This is a genomic window from Streptomyces sp. NPDC005492, assembly GCF_040605995.1.
Lineage (GTDB): Bacteria > Actinomycetota > Actinomycetes > Streptomycetales > Streptomycetaceae > Streptomyces.
Genome location: NZ_JBEXDX010000043.1, coordinates 1 through 17,560, shown reverse-complemented (window position 1 = coordinate 17,560; position 17,560 = coordinate 1). Strand labels below are relative to the sequence as shown.

The following is a 17,560-nucleotide window of genomic DNA, read 5'->3' as shown; positions in this document are numbered from 1 at the left end:
ATGACCCGGACGGCCACCCGGAGCCCCGTCGAGCCGACGGCGGTAGAACCGGTCCATGCTGCCGGTTCTCGTGCGAATCAGCCCGACGAGCCACGGCAGGGGGCCGGGGGCGGCGCCGCCTCCTGGATCAGGCCCGCGCCTACGCGTTCCTCGTCGGCGGGCTCATCTGCTTCGCCCTGTTCTCCTGGTACCCGGCGATCCGCGCGGTCGTGATCGCCTTCCAGAAGTACACGCCGGGCTCCTCGCCCGAGTGGGTCGGCACCGCCAACTTCACCCGCGTCTGGCACGACCCCGAGTTCACCGCCGCCTGGCGCAACACCCTCGTCTTCACCCTGCTGGCCCTGCTCATCGGCTTCGCGATCCCCTTCGTACTCGCCCTGGTCCTCAACGAGTTGAGGCACTGGAAGGCGTTCTTCAGGATCGTCGTCTACCTCCCCGTGATGATCCCGCCGGTGGTCACCGCCCTGCTGTGGAAATGGTTCTACGACCCCGGAGCGGGCCTCGCCAACGAGGCGCTGCGCTTTCTGCACCTGCCCACCTCGAACTGGTCCAACGGCACCGACACCGCCCTCATCTCCCTGGTCATCGTGGCCACTTGGGCCAACATGGGCGGCACCGTCCTGATCTACCTGGCCGCGCTCCAGTCCATCCCCGGCGAGCTGTACGAGGCCGCAGAACTCGACGGCGCGAGCCTCCTCCAGCGTGTGCGGTACGTGACGATCCCTCAGACCCGCTTCGTCATCCTCATGCTGATGCTCCTTCAGATCATCGCCACGATGCAGGTCTTCACGGAACCGTTCGTCATCACGGGCGGCGGCCCGGAGAACGCCACGGTCACCGTCCTCTACCTGATCTACAAATACGCCTTCCTCTACAACGACTTCGGCGGCGCCTGCGCGCTCAGCGTGATGCTCCTCGTGCTGCTCGGCGTCTTCTCCGCCGGGTATCTGCGGCTGACCCGCTCCGGAGAGGACGACCTGTGACCGCCACCCGTACGCTGCTCTCCCCGGCGACACTCGGCAGGCCCCGCGGCAGGGCCGTCTACTGGACCGTGTTCACCGGCGTCGTCGTGCTCTTCGCCCTCGCCTTCCTCTTCCCCGTCTACTGGATGGTCACCGGCGCCATGAAGTCGCCGGACGAGGTGGCGCGGACCCCGCCCACCCTGATCCCCGAGCACTGGCATCTCAGCGGCTACACCGACGCGTGGGACCTGATGCAACTCCCGCAGCACCTGTGGAACACGGTCGTCCAGGCCGCCGGTGCCTGGGCGTTCCAACTGGTCCTGTGCACGGCCGCCGCCTACGCCCTCTCCCAACTGAAGCCCGCCTTCGGCAAGTTGATCCTCGGCGGCATCCTGGCGACGCTGATGGTCCCGGCGCAGGCCCTGGTCGTACCGAAGTACCTGACCGTCGCCGACCTCCCGCTGATCCACACCAGCCTCCTCAACGCCCCCCTCGGCATCTGGCTGCCGGCCGTCGCCAACGCCTTCAACCTGTATCTCCTCAAGCGGTTCTTCGACCAGCTCCCGCGCGACGTCATGGAGGCCGCCGAGATCGACGGCGCCGGAAAACTCCGCATCCTGTGGTCCATCGTGCTGCCCATGTCCCGGCCCGTGCTCGGCGTCGTGTCGATCTTCGCGCTGGTCGCCGTCTGGCAGGACTTCCTGTGGCCGCTGATGGTCTTCTCCGACACCGGCAAACAGCCGATCAGCGTGGCGCTCGTCCAGTTGTCGCAGAACATCCAACTGACCGTGCTCATCGCCGCGATGGTGATCGCGAGCATCCCCATGGTCGCCATGTTCCTGGTCTTCCAGCGCCACATCATCGCCGGGATCAGCGCGGGCAGCACGAAGGGCTGACATCGCCCCTCGACGCCCTCCGACAGAAAGGCCAGCACCGTGGGACAGCCCACCCCTGCCCTCAGCCACGACTGGTGGCGCTCCGCCGTCATCTACCAGGTGTACGTCCGCAGCTTCGCGGACGGCGACGGCGACGGCACCGGCGATCTGGCGGGCGTCCGCTCCAGACTGCCCTACCTCGCCGAACTCGGCGTGGACGCCCTGTGGTTCAACCCCTGGTATCTGTCACCGCTGAAGGACGGCGGCTACGACGTCGCCGACTACCGCGCCATCGACCCGGCCTTCGGATCTCTCGCAGAGGCCGAGAAACTCATCGCCGAGGCACGGGAGTTGGGCATCCGCACGATCGTCGACATCGTGCCCAACCATGTCTCCGACCAGCACCCGTGGTTCCGCGCCGCCCTGGCCGGCGGCCCCGAGCGCGAGCTGTTCCATTTCCGCCCGGGGCGCGGCGAGCACGGTGAACTCCCGCCCAACGACTGGCCGTCGCAGTTCGCCGGCTCCACCGAACCCGTGTGGACCCGCCTCCCCGACGGAGACTGGTACCTCCATCTGTTCACCCCCGAACAGCCCGACCTCAACTGGGCCCACCCGGCGGTGCGTCAGGAGCACGAGGACATCCTGCGCTTCTGGTTCGAGCGCGGGGTCGCGGGCGTCCGCATCGACTCGGCCGCGCTGCTCGCCAAGGACCCCGACCTGCCCGACTTCGTCCAAGGCCGCGACCCGAACCCGTTCGTCGACCGCGACGAACTCCACGACATCTACCGCGCCTGGCGGGCCGTCGCCGACGAGTACGGCGCCGTCTTCGTCGGCGAGGTCTGGCTCCCCGACACCGAGCGCTTCGCCCGCTATCTGCGTCCGGACGAACTGCACACCGCCTTCAACTTCGCCTTTCTGTCCTGCCCATGGGATCCCGACCGGCTACGCGCCTCGATCGACGAGACCCTCGCCGAGCACGCCCCGATCGGCGCGCCCGCCACCTGGGTCCTGTGCAACCACGACGTGACCCGCACGGTCACCCGCTACGGCCGCGCCGACACCGGCTTCGACTTCGCCACCAAGACCTTCGGCACCCCGACCGATCTCGCCCTCGGCACCCGCCGCGCCCGGGCGGCGGCGCTGCTGTCGCTGGCCCTACCCGGGGTGGTCTATCTGTACCAGGGGGAGGAGTTGGGGCTGCCCGAGGTCGAGCTGCCGGTCGACCGCATACAGGATCCGATGTACTTCAGGTCGGGCGGCACCGACCCAGGCCGCGACGGCTGCCGGGTGCCGCTGCCCTGGGTGGCCGACGCACCGTACGCGGGCTTCGGCTCGCGCGGTGAACCGTGGCTTCCCCAGCCCGTCGGCTGGACATCGTATGCGGTCGACCGTCAGCAGCGGACCGTCGACTCCATGCTCCACCTCTACCGTGAGGCGATCCGCCTCCGGCCGGCCTTCGGCAACGGCCCTCTCACCTGGCTGCCCGCCCCCGAAGGCGTCCTCGCCTTCACCCGCACGGACGGCGCGACCTGCGTGGTCAACCTGTCGGACACGCCCGCCGACCTCCCGCCGTACACCCAACTCCTGCTCGCCAGCGGCCCCTTGGACGATGGGGGCCGCCTTCCCCGGGACACGGCTGTCTGGCTGCGCACGGAGCGGTAGTTCAGCGCAGCGGAGGCGTGTCCGACTTGGTGAGCCGGTCCTGGACCGGGAGAGTTCCGCGCTTCGCCGCCTGGATCTGCTCGTAGACATGGGTCCGCAGTTCGGCGAAGCGCGGGGCGACCCGGGTGTGCAACTGGTCGCGCTCCACGGGCAGATCGACCTTCAACTGCTCCTGCACGACGGTCGGGGACGCGGACAGGACGACCACCCGCTCGCCCAGGTACACGGCCTCGTCGATGTCGTGCGTCACGAACAGGATGGTGATCCCGCGCTCCCGCCACAAACCCCGTACCAGGTCCTCCAGATCGGCCCGGGTCTGTGCGTCGACCGCCGCGAACGGCTCGTCCATCAGCAGGACCTCGGGCTCGTACGCCAACGCGCGGGCGATCGCGACCCGCTGCTGCATACCGCCCGACAACTGCCACGGATAGGCTCCCGCGGCCTCCGTCAGCCCCACCGACTCCAGCGCGTCCGCGACCAGCTCACGCCTGCGTGCCTTGCTCAACGCCTTCTGCTTGAGCGGGAGTTCGATGTTCTCGGCGACCCGCATCCAGGGGAACAGGCTGCGTCCGTACTCCTGGAAAACGAACGCCATGCCGGGCGGCGGACCGCTCACCTTCTGGCCGCCCAGGCGGACTTCGCCCGCGGTCGGGGTGAGCAGTCCGCCCATGCACTTCAGCAGGGTCGTCTTGCCGCAGCCCGACGGGCCTACGAGACAGACGAGTTCACCGGTGTCGACGGTGAACGTGAGGTCCCGCACCGCCTCCACCCGGCGACCGGAGCCCTCGTAGACCTTGTTCAGGCCGGATACGTCGAGTAGCGCGTGCATGGACCGCCCTTTCACGATGTTCACGGGGACCGGCGGGTGGCCGCGCGCAGACCGTGGTACCAGCCGAGCACCCGCCGCTCGACCACCTGGAAGACGACGGAGAGCAGGAATCCCAGCATCCCGAGGACGAGGATGCCGGTCCACATGTCGGGGATCGCGAAGCTGCGCTGGAACTGGACGACGGCGTAGCCCAGTCCGTCCGTGGCCCCGAACATCTCGCTGATGACCATGAGGATGATCCCGATGGACAGCGCCTGCCGCAGCCCCGCGAAGATCTGCGGGCTCGCCGAGCGCAGCACCAGGCTGCGCAGCCGGGCGGTGCCCGTGATGCCGTAGGAGAGGGCCGTCTCCTGCATCACCGGGTCGACCGCGCGGACGCCCTCGACGGTGTTGAGAAGGACGGGCCAGACACAGCCGCTCGCGATGACCACGATCTTCATCGTGTCGCCGATGCCCGCGAACAGCATGATGACCGGGACCAGGACCGGTGGCGGCACCGCACGCAGGAACTCCAGGACCGGTTCGCACACCGCCCGCACCCGCCGGTAGGAGCCGATCAGGGTGCCGAGCGCGACCCCGGCCACGGCGGCGGCCGCGTAGCCGGCCGCGAGCCGCCACATGCTGGGCAGTACGTCCGCCTTGAACCGGTCGGCGGTCCACACGTCCGGGAAGGTCGTGAGGATCGTCCGCAGCGGCGGCCAGAACACGTTGGTGCTGCCGTCCGAGGCCAGCCACCACACGGTGACCAGGACCGCAGGCAGCGCGACGACGAACAGCAGACGGATCAGCACCCGCCTCATACCGCCACCTCCCCTCGCACCGACTGGTGCCAGGCCAGCGCCCGCCGCTCGACCGTACGCGCGCCCACGTTGATGAGCAGCCCCAGCAGACCGGTCACGACGATCAGGGCGTACATCTCGGGGACGGCCTGCGAGCTCTGCGCGATCATGATCGTCGCTCCCAACCCCGGTGCCCCGATGACCAGTTCGGCGGTGATGGTGAGAATCAGCGCGACCGCCGCCGCCAGCCGCACACCCGTCATGACGTACGGCAGCGCGCTCGGCCACAGCACATGCCGCACCCGGGCCCAGGTGCCCAGGCCGTAGGACCGCGCCGTCTCCTCGGCGACCGGGTCGACGTCCTGGACGCCGTAGAGGACCTGGATGAGGATCTGCCAGAAGGAGGCGTAGACGACGAGCAGGAGCACCGACTTCAGTGCGGTGCCGTACAGCAGCACCGCGAGGGGGATGAGGGCGACCGAGGGGATCGGGCGCAGGAACTCGATCGTCGAGGCGGTCGCCTCGCGCAGGTGCGGGACGACGGAGAGCAGGACGCCGACGACGATGCCCGCGCCGACGGCGATCGCGAGGCCCAGGGCCCAGCCGGTGAGCGTGTCGCCGAGCGCCGACCAGAACGCGCCGTCCTTCAGCTCGTCCCAGAACGCGGAGGCGATCTTGCTGGTCGGCGGGAAGTAGGCCTCCTTGACGATGCCGACGCGCGGCACGACCTCGCCGAGGGCGAGGAAGGCCGCGAGTCCGGCCGCACCGAGTGCGGTGTTCAGTCCCTTCACGGGAGCAGCGTGTCCAGGTCGGGGGACTTCTTGAAGAGCCCGTCGGACTGGCTGAGCTTCTCCAGCGCCTCGATCGAGGAACGGTTCGGGTCGGCCGGCCACTTCGGCAGGATCACCTTGGCCAGCACGCTCGCGGGGACCTTGGTGTAGGTGGCGACGATCTGCCGGACCTCGTCCGGGTGGGCGTCGGCGTAGGCCAGGGACTCGGCGGTGGCCTCCTGGAACTCCTTGACGACAGCCGGGTTCTTCGCGGCGTAGGCCTGCGAGGTGAAGTACATGGCGACGGTGAGGTTCTTCGCCACGTCGACCATCGGCCAGGCGATCTGCTGGGCGCCCTGGTTCAGCATGGTGGTGAGCGCGGGTTCGACGGCCATCGCGGCGTCGATCTGCCCCTTGTCGAGCGCGGCCGGCATCTGGTCGAAGGCCAGCTCGACGAACTTCACCTTGTCCGGGTCGCCGCCGGCCTTGCGGACGGATTCGCGTACGGCCGTCTCGTTGATGTTCTTCAGCGTGTTGACCGCGACCTTCTTGCCCTCCAGCTCCTTCGCCGACTTGAGGGTGCTGCCCTTCTTGACGACCAGGGCGCCGAAGTCCTTGCCGGAGACGCCTGTTGAGGCCACGCCGTTGGCGATGGCCTTCACGGGGACGTCGTTGGTCTGGGCGAGCATCAGCGAGGTCATGTTGGAGAAGCCGAACTGGAACTGGCCGCTGACCACACCCGGCACGATGGCCGCGCCGCCCTGCGCGAGGGTCGTGGTCAGTTTCAGGCCGTGCTTGCTGTAGAAGCCCTTCTTCTGGCCGAGATAGAGCGGGGCGACATCGACGATGGGGATGACGCCCACCTTGACCGTGGTGGTGCCTCCGGACGACGTGCTCTTCGACGTACTCGAGCCGTCGGACGAGCCACAGGCCGCGGTGGCGAGCAGGAATGTGCCGGCCGTGAGACCGGCGAGCAGACGACGCATGGCTCCTCCTGTGCAGACATCGTTGTTCCGACAGGCTGTGCGCACAGCGCACAGTGGTGCTCTTCTTGGTGCTCAGCGGGAACGTAGAACCCGGCGTCCGATCCGGTCAATGGTTTGGCTAACAAAATTGTTGACAGTTATTGAATCGCGCTTCTACCGTGCTCCCGGAGCGCACTTCGTGCGTCCGTCTGGAGGCGACGATGCCTGCGGCAGTCCGCGCACCGCACTTCGTGAGGTCCTTCGAGCGCGGTCTCGCCGTCATCCGCTCCTTCGACGCCGAGCACCCCGCCCGGACGCTCAGCGAGGTGGCGCGCGCCTGTGAACTGACCCGCGCGGCCGCCCGCCGGCTGCTGCTGACCCTGGCCGACCTCGGCTACGTCCAGTCCGACGGGCGCCTGTTCCGGCTCACCCCGCGCGTCCTGGAGCTCGGCTACTCCTACCTCGCCGGCTCCACCCTGCCGCAGATCGTGGCCCCGCATCTGGAGCAACTCGTCGCGCGGACAGGGGAGTCGGCGTCCCTGTGCGTCCTCGACGGCGACGACGTCGTCCACGTCGCCGCGTTCCCGGCCCGCCGTATCCTGGCCGCCACGATCACCGTCGGCACCCGCCACCCTGCCCACGCCACCGCCGCGGGCCGGGTGCTCCTCGCCCACCTGCCGGACGAGGAAGTCGACGCACGACCGTCAACCGACGTGCTGCGCAAGGAACTTCGGCGGATACGGCACGAGGGGTACGCGCTCCTCGACGAGGAAATGGAGGAGGGGCTCAGAGCGGTCGCCGCCCCGGTGCGGGACCGGGACGGCGCGGTGGTCGCCGGCGTGAGCGTCGGGGCGCACGCCGGCCGGCACTCCGCCGACGCCGTACGACGGGACCTGCTGCCTCAGTTGCTCGCGGCGGTGGCGCGGATCGACGACGATCTGCGGATCACAGATCGAGCACGAGTCGCTTTCCCAGACAGCGCGAGACACAGATGAGCATCGTCTCGCCGGCCGCCCGCTCCTCCTCGCTGAGCACCGAGTCCCGGTGGTCCGGAGTACCTTCGAGGACGTCGGTCTCGCAGGTCCCACAGGTGCCCTCGGTGCAGGAGAAGAGCACCTCGACCCCGGCGGCGCGCACGGTGTCGAGCACGGAGACCCCGACCGGGACGGTGACCGTCCTGCCGCTCTGCTCCAGCACCACCTCGAACTCGCTGTCGGCGCCCGTCTGTTGGACCTTCGGCTGGAACCGCTCCACGCGCAGGATCCCGCTCGGGCACCGCTCCTCGACCGCGTCGAGCAGCGGCCCTGGGCCGCAGCAGTAGACGAGGGTGCCCTCGGGGACGTCGTCGAGGACCGAGGCCAGGTCCAGCAGCCCGACCTCGTCCTGCGGGGCGAGGGTGACGCGCTCGCCGTAGCGGCTCAACTCCCCGACGAACGCCAGGGATTCGCGGGTGCGACCGCCGTAGAGGAGGCTCCACTCCGCGCCCGCCGCCTCCGCCGCGGCCAGCATCGGCAGGAGGGGGGTGATGCCGATGCCGCCCGCGACGAAGCGGTAGCGCGGCGCGGGCTCCAGCCGGAAGTTGTTGCGCGGACCGCGCACCCGCACCTTGTCGCCCTGCCCCAACTCCTCGTGGACATGGGCCGATCCACCCCGCCCGGCCGGCTCCCGCAGTACCGCGATCCGCCAGGCCGTACGGTCCGCCGGGTCGCCGCAGAGCGAGTACTGGCGCTCCAGGTCCGGGCCGAGCACGACGTCGATGTGCGCACCCGGCTCCCACGCGGGGAGTTGCTCGCCGAGCGGGTGGCGCAGGGTGAGGGCGAGCACGCCGTCGGCCGCGAACTCCCGTTCCGCCACGACGAGTTCGGTTTCGTAGTCGGTCATGTGTCGGCTCCCTGTGGCTGGTCGTCGACCGTGTGGCCGCGGGGGTGGGCGAGCATCCACTCCCACATCTCGAGCGGGTCCTGCGAGGTGTGCTCGCGGCCGCAGTGGCAGGTGCCGTGCAGGACGTCGGTGCCCGGCAGCCAGTCGATGCGGTAGACCTCGCCGGTCGGAGCGGTCACTGGACCCTCTCCATGGGCTTGGCGCCCTCCTCGACCAGCCGGGCGAGGATACGGCGGGCGGCGAGACCACCGGTGTCGATGTTGATGCTCAGCTCCTGATAGCCGCTCCGCTCCGAACCCAGCGTCTTCTGAAGGAGGTTGAGGGCGTCCACGTCCTGCATCACGACCGTGTGGTTGTTGCTCCGCAGGAACTCGGTGACCTCGGCGTCGTCGGTGGCCCAGTCGCGCGAGACCGCCCAGAAGTCGTACACCTTGCCGTCGGAGGAGGGCGTGATGGCGTAGGTGATCTCGGTGTGGAAGCCGTTCGGGTCGCTGCCGTCCGCCTCGGGGAGCACGCCCACCGGGGCGATCCGGCTGTGCAGGAGGTAGAGGCAGGGCGCGTGGTATTCGATGTCCTGCCAGCGCGTGATCCGCCCGGTGATGCCCGTGGACCTGGCGTAGAACGGCGGGCACTCGGCGTCGTCCATGTGCCGGCTCACCCGTACGATGCCGGCGCCCTCGTCGACCTCCGTGGTGATCGGGGTCTCGGCGACCTCGGGGGAGCCGATGTAGCCGCCGTGCAGATACGTCTCGTGGGAGAGGTCGAGGAGGTTGTCGACGAGGAGGCCGTAGTCGGCGTCGATCGGCTCCATGCCGCTGACCGTGACCCAGTCGGGGGAGGCGAGGTGCGGGGCGCGGGGGAGGACCTGCGGGTCGGCGAGGGCAGGGTCGCCGATCCACACCCAGACCAGCGCGTCCTGCTCCACCACCGGGTACGCGGCGACGCGGGCGGTGCGGGGGACGCGTTTCTGCCCCGGCACGTACACACAGGCGCCCGTCGTGTCGTAGGTGAACCCGTGGTACCCGCACACGATCCGGTCCCCGTCGAGCCGGCTCTCGGAGAGCGGGAACCTGCGGTGCACACAGCGGTCGTGCAGCGCGACCACGGTGCCGTCGTCCTCGGTGCGGTAGAAGACGAGGGGCTCACCGAGGATCGTCCGGCCGAGCAGGTCGCGGCCGACCTCGTGGCTGTAGGCGGCGACGTACCACTGGTTCCTGGCGAAGGCGGTCATGTGAGGCATGGCGTTCCCGTCCCTGTCGGCGGGGCGCCGTCGCCCCGTGTGCCGTGGTTGGATCCAGGGTCGTGAGGGTCGCGGGGGGTCGGCAAGGCGGCTTCTGTCAGACGGAAGGGGTTCCTTGCCGCCGACCAAGGAGCGCCGTCAACTGACGGGCGGGCCAGGGTCGGTCTTCGCCGCAGCGGGTCCCGTCGGCGGCACCGTGCGCAGGAAGGGGAGGCACCCCAGGAGGAGCAGGCCGGCCAGGGCCCAGGGGGCGTCGAGTCCGGCGTGCCGAGCCAGGGCGCCGCCCGCCGCGGCGCCGAGCGGCATGGCTCCCCAGGCGGCGAGCCGGTAGCCGCTGGTCATCCGCCCCAGCATGCCGGGCGGGGTCAGGCGCTGCCGGAGGGAGACCGTGCACACGTTCCACAGCACCACTCCGGCGCTGTTGAGGGCCAGCATGACGGCGACCATCGGCCATCGGGGCAGTACGGCGACGACCAGATAGCTGAGCGCCGAGACGGACACCGACACCTTCATGCTCCGGCCCGAACCCAGCCGGCGCACGATCCGGGGCGCGCTCCTCGCCCCGGCGAGACTGCCGACGGCCGCGGCGACCAGCATGAGGCTGTAGCCGAAGGGGCGCAGATGGAGCCGCTGTTCGACGTAGACCACCAGCACCGCGTAGACCGCCTGTTGCGCCACTCCCAGGACCGCGACCACCATCATGAGGCGCCGCAGGATCCGGTCGCGTGCCAGGAACCGCAGCCCGGCCCAGGTGCCTCGCAGCAGGCTCCGCATTCCTCGCTCGCCGTCGACCGCGGCCGGCGCGGTCTCCGGGAGCCCGGTGAGCAGCAGCGCCGACGCGAGGAACGTCAGGCCGTCCAGGAGGAACGGGAGCGGGTGCCACGCCGCCCAGAGCGCGGCGCCCACGGGCGGACCCACGAAGCCGGTTCCGACGATCTGCGCGGAGATGACGCGGGAGTTGGCGCGCTCCAGTTGGTGATCGGCGGCCACCGTGGGCACCACGGCCTGGGCGGCGCTGTCGAAGAACACCTCGGCGAGGCCCGCGCCGAACGCCAGTGGCACCAGGACCGTCACCGGCGTCCATCCCGTCACCACGAGGGCGCACAGCAGGAACAGCGTCGCGCACCGGGTCAGGTCCGCCCCCACCAACGACCGGCGCAGCGGCGCGCGGTCCACGAGGGTGCCGATGACCGGTGCCAGGAGCCAGGCCGCACGGCTCGCGGCCGCCACGACGGACACCCAGAACACGTCTCCGGTGCTCCAGGCGGCCAGCAGGGGGAGCGCCGCGAACCGCGCACCGTCTCCCACCGCGCTGAGCCCGTTGGCGGTGATCAGCCGGCGCAGAGCCCTCGTGCCGGATCGGTCCGACGGGGGAGGGGCGGGAGCGGTGGAAGCCATCGAGGAGACATATCCCTTCGTCGCCGGACGGAGACACGGCTGCCCTGTGTCCGGCGCACCATTCGTGACTACCCTGACGCCTGTCCGACAGCCGCATCCACCAACCCCACCTCCCGGGAGACCGCGTGGCACTGCACGAACAGCCGGTCGGGGTACCGGACTTGGACGAGTTGCGAAGGCGGGCCGCCGCCGCTGCCGCGCCGCGGCGTGAGGAGGGGCTGGTCGTCTGCGAGAACCTGGTGCGGATCTACCGGACCGAGGGCGTCGAGGTGCAGGCCCTCCAGGGGCTCGATCTCGACGTGGGTCAGGGCGAGATGGTCGCGGTGATCGGGGCGTCCGGCTCCGGCAAGTCCACGCTGCTCGGCATACTCTCCGGCCAGGACGTGCCCACCGCGGGGGCCGCCGAGGTCGCCGGGCACGACCTGCTGGCGATGAAACGCCGCGAGCGGCTGGCGTACCGACGGAGCACCGTGGGGTTCGTCTGGCAGCAGACCTCCCGCAATCTGCTGCCCTACCTCTCGGCGGCCGAGAACGTGATGCTGCCGATGACGTACACCGGGATCAAACGCTCCCGACGCCGGGCCCGCGCCGAGGAGTTGCTCGATCTGCTGTCCGTCGGCCACTGCCGGGACCGGACGCCGGACACCCTCTCCGGCGGCGAGCAGCAGCGGGTGGCCGTCGCCGTCGCCAACGCCAACGAGCCCCGGGTGCTGTTCGCCGACGAACCCACCGGCGAACTCGACACCGCCACCAGCGACGAGGTCTTCGCCGCGCTGCGCCGGGCCAACGAGGACCTGGGCGTCACCGTGGTCGTGGTGACCCACGACGCGCTGGTGTCCGAGCAGGTGCAGCGCACCGTACTCATCCGCAACGGCCGGACCTCGACCGAGGTGCTGCGCCGGGTCGCCACGGGCAAGGACGGCGTCGATGTGCTCACCGCCGAGGAGTACGCCGTACTGGACGGCAGTGGTCGGCTGCAACTGCCGGGCGAGTTCACCGAGCGGCTGCACATGCGCAAGCGGGTGCGGCTGGCCCTGGAGAGCGACCACATCGGCGTGTGGCCCGACGAGGCCGCCCGGCGGGCGAAATCCGACGCGGAGGGCGCGGCGCGCGGGCGTTCACATGAGGCGCAGTACGGAACCCAGGCGGCGCCTGCGGGCGAGGACGGTCTCGGTGGCCGCGGCGGCCAGGATCAGCACGGTCACCCCGGCGACGAGGGCGACGGTCAGTGAGTAGTCGGTCCGCAGCGCCGGTTGGGCGGGGCCGTCGGTGAACTGCCGCAGGTCCATGGTCCGTTCCATGAGCCGCGGTTCGAGCAGCCCGAGCAGCGTGCCGCCCACGGCCGAGGCCACCGCCAGGGGCAGCAGTTGCAGGAAGTGCATCGCCCCGGCCGCCCTGCCGCCGAGGCCGAGCGTGCGCAGGAACGAGGTGGTACGGCTCCGCTCGTGGGACGTGAGGACCAGTTCCAGGGCGAGCGCGAGCAGGCCCGACAGCGCGGCCAGGATCGAGCCGACGGTGTAGACCGTGGAGAGTCCGCGAGTCAGGCCGTCGGCGCGCAGAGCGCTCAGTGTCTCGGCGCGGACGTGGATCTGGGCCAACGGCCCGAGTGCCCTGGCCGCCGCCGACCGCAGTGCGGAGGGACCGTCGCCCTTGAGGAGCAGGACGGTGCTTCCCGAGGACTGCGGGGGCATCAGCGTCTCGGCGGTGGCGGTGGTGATCAGCATGGGTGTGCCGGCGGCGAGCTGGTCGGTGACCGGTCCGAGGAGCGGGTCGCGCAGGTCGGTGGTGGTGAGGGTGCCGACCGGTTCGAAGGTCAGGTTCACCGGGCGCTCTCCTTCGGGCACGACCGTGGCGGTGAAGCCACCTGTGCGCTCGCTCGACCGTAGGCCGGGGGACAGGAAGGACGGCAGCGAGGTGTTCGCGTCGACCCGGGTTCCCTGCGGGGTGGCCAGCCCGGAGAGCAGCGCGTCGGCGAGCGGTGACTGCGGGGCTACGGCGGCCAGTTGACGCGGGTCCACGGTGATCACGGCGACCTGGGGGACCACCGCGCCGTCCGCCTGACCCACCAGGTCGAGGCCGCGCAGATGCTGGAGGGCGGTGCGTATCCCGGGGGGAGTGCCGGGCGCGGGAGTCGTGGTCCCGGCCACGGTCGCGCTCGCGTCGGCGCCGCTCGTCCAGGCCGCACCCGTCGCCAGGCCGTCGTCGATCGTACGGTGCACAAGGCCGCCGAACACGGCCGTGCCCAGGGTCAGGACCAGGACGAACAGGGCCAGCCCGGTCGCCGGGGCGTCGTGCGCGGCCCGGGCCGCACCGACGAAGGCCACTGCTCCCCGGCCGCGCCGGGTCCGCCGCAGCACCAGGCGCAGGACGAGGGGGGAGATACGGAGCAGTACGAGTACGACGGCCAGCGCGACCAGCACCGGTACCGCGCCCAGAATCCCGTCGGGGCCCTGCGAGCGCAGCGCGAGCACGCCCGCCGCCGTCGTGAGCAGCACCGTCACTTCCAGGACCACGCGCCGACCGACGAGGCTCCCGCGGCGCGGTCGGCCGGGCCTGCGCGGTTCGCGGACCGCGAGCCAGGTCATCAGCGGCACCGTCAGCGCCACCACCCCGGCGGCGAGGGCGGCGGCCACCGGATGCGGCGCACCGGACGTGCCGGTGGGCGCCAGGGCCGTACCGGCGGCCCAGCCCAGCAGCGCGGCGATCAGCACCACCGGCCAGGCCACGGCACAGCGCAGCAGCACCAGCCGCGCGGTGGACGCGCCCCGCGCGCGCTGCAACCGCAGATGCGCCTGCCGCCGACGCAGCAGCAGTCGTACCGCTACGGCGACGGTGGCCAGCGCGACCGCGGCCAGCGCGTCGACGGCGAACGTCGCCAGCGACCTGGCCTGCTCGTCCTGGGCGGTGAACGCGGACAGCAGCGGGGTCAGGGAGTCGGTCACCAGCAGGGGCCCGGTGGTCTGGGCGCCGAACCGGCAGCCGACGTCGCCGGTGATCGGGTCGCTTCCCTGGCACAGGTCCGCGCTCAGGTCCGCGCTGTAGTGGGACAGCGGCCCGGTCAGTGCCCGCGCCCGGTCGAACGCGGCTCCCCACAGATCGGCGCGCACCTGCCAGGTCACCCGGGGGCCGCCCACCCCGGCACCGGCCAGCAGGTCGGCGGCGTCCAGGCCGACGAGGCCGCGGACGGCGAGCACCGTGCCGGCGGAGTGCTCCGCCGGATAGCGCGAGGGCTGGTCCAACGTCTCCTGGCCGGTCCAGAAACCGTCCGTCGCTGCCGTGGTGCGGTAGACCCCGCTCACCAGCAACTCCGCGTGCGGCGACGCGTTCTGCACGGCGGGCGTCCTGGCGAACTCGAGGGACAGCTTGCTGCCGGCCCGGACGCCGAGCGCCCGCGCGATGCGCTGCGACAGGCCGATCTGGGGCGCGGTGCCCACCGGTGTGTGATCGGCGGGCGCGTGACCGCTGACGTAGCGGAGATGGGCCCGCGCGGACGGCAGATAACTGACCGTCAGCCGGGCGTCGGTGTGAGCGGGTCCCGGTGGCCGCGGTGACAGCAGGGACGCCGGGTCGTAGTCGTAGGTGCCACCGGCGAAGCTCAGGAGCCGTCCGCCGGAGCCGCCGAGCCGGTCGGTGAGGGTGCGGCCGGAGCCGAGGAGGGCGGCGGTGTCCAGCGCGGGTGGCTCGGTGGCGAAGATCTCCGGCGTGGTGCTGAGACTGATCAACGGCGCCTGCGCCTGCACGGCACCGACCCGCTGCCGCAACGCCCGGTCCTCCTGCCGGCCCACGAGCGCGGGGGCCCAGGCACAGAGCGCCGTCAGCACGAGCACCAGCACGGCGAGACAGGCCAGCAGGGGGAGGTCGCCCCGGGTCTCTTTGCGGATGAGGCGGCGGGTCACGGCCGCGTGGGCGGGGCGTGGCGGTGGCGGTGCATTCCGGGCGGGCGCGGGCGGCCGGTTCATCGGTCTTCTCCGGCCTGTGGGTTCTGCGCCTTCAGCGGCAGGTTGCCGCGGGTTTCTTCGCGTGCCCGGCGCCGTGCCGTCGCCGCGCGTGCGGGCACGGGTCTCTTCGTACGGCTCAACGGTCCTCCCCCGCCCGCAGTACGCGCACCAGATCCACCCGGGCCAGCAGTCGGGCCAGGATCAGGACCACCGCGGTGATGGCGAGGGCGGTGGTCAGTGCGGTCAGGGTCACGGTGGTCCAGGGGAGGCGTTGGGGCAGGGGTGGGTAGGGGGTCTGGCCGGTGTCGTCGACGGTGACCAGCGGCAGGACCGCCGATGCCAGGGCCATGCCCATCAGGGCGCCCGGCAGCACCGCGAAGAGGGCCAGGCCCAGTTGCTCGGCGGCCAGCAGCGCGGACAGGCTCTTGGTGCGGACGCCGATCGCCCGGAGCAGGGCGAACTCGGTGCGGCGCTGCCGGGTGGAGACCACCGCGTGGACGGTGAAGGCGATCACCGCGAAACCGGGGGCCAGATACCGGACCAGTTCCAGCACCCGGCGCAGCCCGCCCCGGAACGGGTCGGCCTGGAGGGACGCGGAGGTGCGTGCCGTGGTGGTGACCCGGCCCAGCGCGGGCTGCGCCTCGGCGGCGGTGGCCGTGCGCGTGCTGTCGGTGCTGGCGAGCCACCAGAACGCGGGATCCTCCTGGTCGCCACCGGCCCGTGTCACCGTTGCGGACAACTCGCGCTGATCGGCGATCAGATGGCCCTGGCCGCGACCCAGGCCGGAGGGCGACTCGACCCGGCCCACGATCCTGGCGGTGACCCGGCCGCCCGCGCCCAGGTCGAGTGTGGTGGTGGAGCCCACCTTCAGGCGCGCGTCGCGCAGCGCCGTGGCGTCGGCGCGCACCGGAAGCGGCGCCGGAGGGCCGGCCCGGCCCGCCACGAAGCGCACCGTCCCGCCGGGCCGGGTGTCGTAGTCGCCGGCGGCCAGTCCGCCGAAGGCGTCGCTGGTCGCCGTCGAGGCCCGGATGCCGGTGCTGATGGTGGTTCGGAGAGCCTCGGCGCGGGCGGGGGCGATCGAGCACACGCCGGGGGTGCCGAGGTCGTAGGCGCCGGTCAGTTTTCCCGCGCAGGCACCGGCGGTTGCGTCGGCGGCGTGGTCCGTGCCGTCGGCCCAGCTCTGCCCGTGGGGGAGCGAGGAGACCCAGGTGTCCGTGGGACCGCGCGTGCCGACCCGGAGCAGCTCCAGGTCCAGCCGGGCGGGACGGGTGTTCGGCTGCGGCAGGACGTTGACGGCGGTCACCGTCAGCGGATACGCCCGGGGGTGGCCGCCGCTCAGCGCCACGCCGAGCGGGACCTCCACCGTGTGCCTGGCTCCGTCGGCGGCGGGCAGATGGGTGGTCACGGCGCCGACGAGGCCGGACGCGTCCTGCACGGTCAGTTCCAGGTCCGGTGCCGCGCTGCCGGCGTCGCTGCGCAGCCGCTCGTCCAGCAGCAGCGCGGTCGGACGTCCGGGGAGCGGGATCCCGGGGACGATCGGTGACGGGGTGCGGGGCGCGGGCCCGCCGATCGTGCCGACCAGGCTCTCGGTGGCGCCGCCGGGCAGGTTCACCGTGGACTGCGTCACCGGTGTCACGGCGGTCACCGCGGGCAGCGCGCGATAGGCGGAGTCCAGAACGGAGGCGGGGTAGCCGTTGTCCGCGGACGGGTCGATCCGTACGTCCGCGCCGACGGTGAACGCGGCCTGTTCGGACGCCAGGCCGCCCAGGCAGGCCAGCGCGGTGGTGGCGAAGGCGCTCACCGAGACGGCCAGGCACATCAGCACCACCGGTCCTGCGGAGCGCGCGGCCCGCCTGCTCACCTGCCAGCCCGCGAGCGCCAGGACCAGGCCCCGGCTGCGCCGGCCGAACGCGTCCAGCAGCAGGGCGGTCAGCGGCAGCAGCCGTAGCAGCAGGAGCGCGGCGGTGCCGGCCACCAGGGCCGGCACCAGGACCAGCACCGGGTCGGCGGCCGCGCCGCCGGTGCCCACGTCGGCGATCAGTGAGTGGTGGCGCCGCAGCTCCAGATACCCCAACACCCCCACGGCCAGCAGCGCCAGATCGGCGCCCAGCCGCTGCGCGGCGGCGGCCCGCGCGCCCCGGGACGGCCGCGACCGCGCCGACGGCAGCACCGGCAGCAGTACGGCCGCGGCGTGCACCAGCAGGGTCAGCCCCACCGCCGCCCACGCGTCGGCGCCCCGGCCGCCGGGGCGCAGCAGCCCG

At 71.7% G+C, this 17,560-nt stretch carries 14 protein-coding genes and 1 pseudogene; 5 read left to right on the top strand and 10 right to left on the bottom strand.

Features of this window, described 5'->3' with window-relative positions; genetic code table 11:
- The 3 genes and pseudogenes from ABZT04_RS36860 (at position 1) to ABZT04_RS36850 (ending at position 3,499) form a co-directional block, all read left to right on the top strand.
- Positions 1 to 983 (top strand): annotated as a pseudogene (locus tag ABZT04_RS36860) (sugar ABC transporter permease).
- Positions 980 to 1,858 carry a carbohydrate ABC transporter permease gene (locus ABZT04_RS36855; RefSeq protein WP_356062445.1) on the top strand — a complete coding sequence of 293 codons (879 nt, stop codon included), beginning with the start codon at positions 980 to 982 and terminating at the stop codon, positions 1,856 to 1,858. Before ABZT04_RS36860 ends, ABZT04_RS36855 begins: the two are co-directional and overlap by 4 nt.
- A 39-nt stretch (positions 1,859 to 1,897) precedes the next feature.
- Positions 1,898 to 3,499, top strand: coding sequence for a glycoside hydrolase family 13 protein (locus tag ABZT04_RS36850; protein ID WP_356062442.1), 1,602 nt, complete (start codon positions 1,898 to 1,900; stop codon positions 3,497 to 3,499).
- 1 nt (position 3,500) lies between these two features.
- Here the strand turns inward: ABZT04_RS36850 and ABZT04_RS36845 are convergent, their stop codons facing one another.
- The 4 genes from ABZT04_RS36845 to ABZT04_RS36830 are packed head-to-tail and all read right to left on the bottom strand — an operon-like array spanning position 3,501 to position 6,863.
- Positions 3,501 to 4,328, bottom strand: coding sequence for an ABC transporter ATP-binding protein (locus tag ABZT04_RS36845; protein ID WP_356062439.1), 828 nt, complete (start codon positions 4,326 to 4,328; stop codon positions 3,501 to 3,503).
- Between the two features lie 20 nt (positions 4,329 to 4,348).
- Positions 4,349 to 5,128, bottom strand: a complete 780-nt coding sequence (locus ABZT04_RS36840; RefSeq protein WP_356062436.1) for an ABC transporter permease subunit — start codon at positions 5,126 to 5,128, stop codon at positions 4,349 to 4,351.
- On the bottom strand, positions 5,125 to 5,898 hold the full coding sequence (locus ABZT04_RS36835; protein WP_356062433.1) for an ABC transporter permease: 774 nt from the start codon (positions 5,896 to 5,898) through the stop codon (positions 5,125 to 5,127). Before ABZT04_RS36835 ends, ABZT04_RS36840 begins: the two co-directional genes overlap by 4 nt.
- Positions 5,895 to 6,863: an ABC transporter substrate-binding protein gene (locus tag ABZT04_RS36830; RefSeq protein ID WP_356062430.1), complete on the bottom strand. Its 969-nt coding sequence runs from the start codon at positions 6,861 to 6,863 to the stop codon at positions 5,895 to 5,897. The genes ABZT04_RS36835 and ABZT04_RS36830 overlap by 4 nt, the downstream gene beginning before the upstream one ends.
- A 200-nt stretch (positions 6,864 to 7,063) precedes the next feature.
- Here ABZT04_RS36830 and ABZT04_RS36825 point away from each other — a divergent pair, with 200 nt between their 5' ends.
- Positions 7,064 to 7,837, top strand: a complete 774-nt coding sequence (locus ABZT04_RS36825) for an IclR family transcriptional regulator C-terminal domain-containing protein (protein ID WP_356062427.1) — start codon at positions 7,064 to 7,066, stop codon at positions 7,835 to 7,837.
- Here ABZT04_RS36825 and ABZT04_RS36820 read toward each other — a convergent pair.
- From ABZT04_RS36820 to ABZT04_RS36805, 4 genes are all read right to left on the bottom strand, one after another.
- Positions 7,788 to 8,723 (bottom strand): PDR/VanB family oxidoreductase, encoded by a 936-nt coding sequence (locus ABZT04_RS36820; protein WP_356062424.1) that lies wholly within the window; start codon positions 8,721 to 8,723, stop codon positions 7,788 to 7,790. The two genes, ABZT04_RS36825 and ABZT04_RS36820, sit on opposite strands and share 50 nt — an antisense overlap.
- Positions 8,720 to 8,902: a hypothetical protein gene (locus ABZT04_RS36815; RefSeq protein WP_356062421.1), complete on the bottom strand. Its 183-nt coding sequence runs from the start codon at positions 8,900 to 8,902 to the stop codon at positions 8,720 to 8,722. The genes ABZT04_RS36820 and ABZT04_RS36815 overlap by 4 nt, the downstream gene beginning before the upstream one ends.
- Entirely contained in the window at positions 8,899 to 9,963 is a 1,065-nt protein-coding gene (locus tag ABZT04_RS36810) for an aromatic ring-hydroxylating dioxygenase subunit alpha (RefSeq protein WP_356062418.1), read from the bottom strand. The genes ABZT04_RS36815 and ABZT04_RS36810 overlap by 4 nt, the downstream gene beginning before the upstream one ends.
- A 138-nt stretch (positions 9,964 to 10,101) precedes the next feature.
- Entirely contained in the window at positions 10,102 to 11,361 is a 1,260-nt protein-coding gene (locus tag ABZT04_RS36805) for an MFS transporter (protein WP_356062415.1), read from the bottom strand.
- 161 nt (positions 11,362 to 11,522) lie between these two features.
- On the opposite strand from ABZT04_RS36805, the gene ABZT04_RS36800 reads away from it, so the two are divergent.
- Entirely contained in the window at positions 11,523 to 12,593 is a 1,071-nt protein-coding gene (locus ABZT04_RS36800; RefSeq protein WP_356062552.1) for an ABC transporter ATP-binding protein, read from the top strand.
- Here ABZT04_RS36800 and ABZT04_RS36795 read toward each other — a convergent pair.
- Both ABZT04_RS36795 and ABZT04_RS36790 read right to left on the bottom strand, forming a co-directional pair.
- A complete protein-coding gene (locus tag ABZT04_RS36795; protein WP_356062412.1) occupies positions 12,480 to 15,257 on the bottom strand; it encodes a hypothetical protein in 2,778 nt (925 codons plus the stop codon). The genes ABZT04_RS36800 and ABZT04_RS36795 overlap by 114 nt on opposite strands.
- A 178-nt stretch (positions 15,258 to 15,435) precedes the next feature.
- Positions 15,436 to 17,560, bottom strand: a 2,125-nt coding sequence (locus ABZT04_RS36790) for an ABC transporter permease (protein ID WP_356062409.1), incomplete at its 5' end; no start/stop codon positions are given.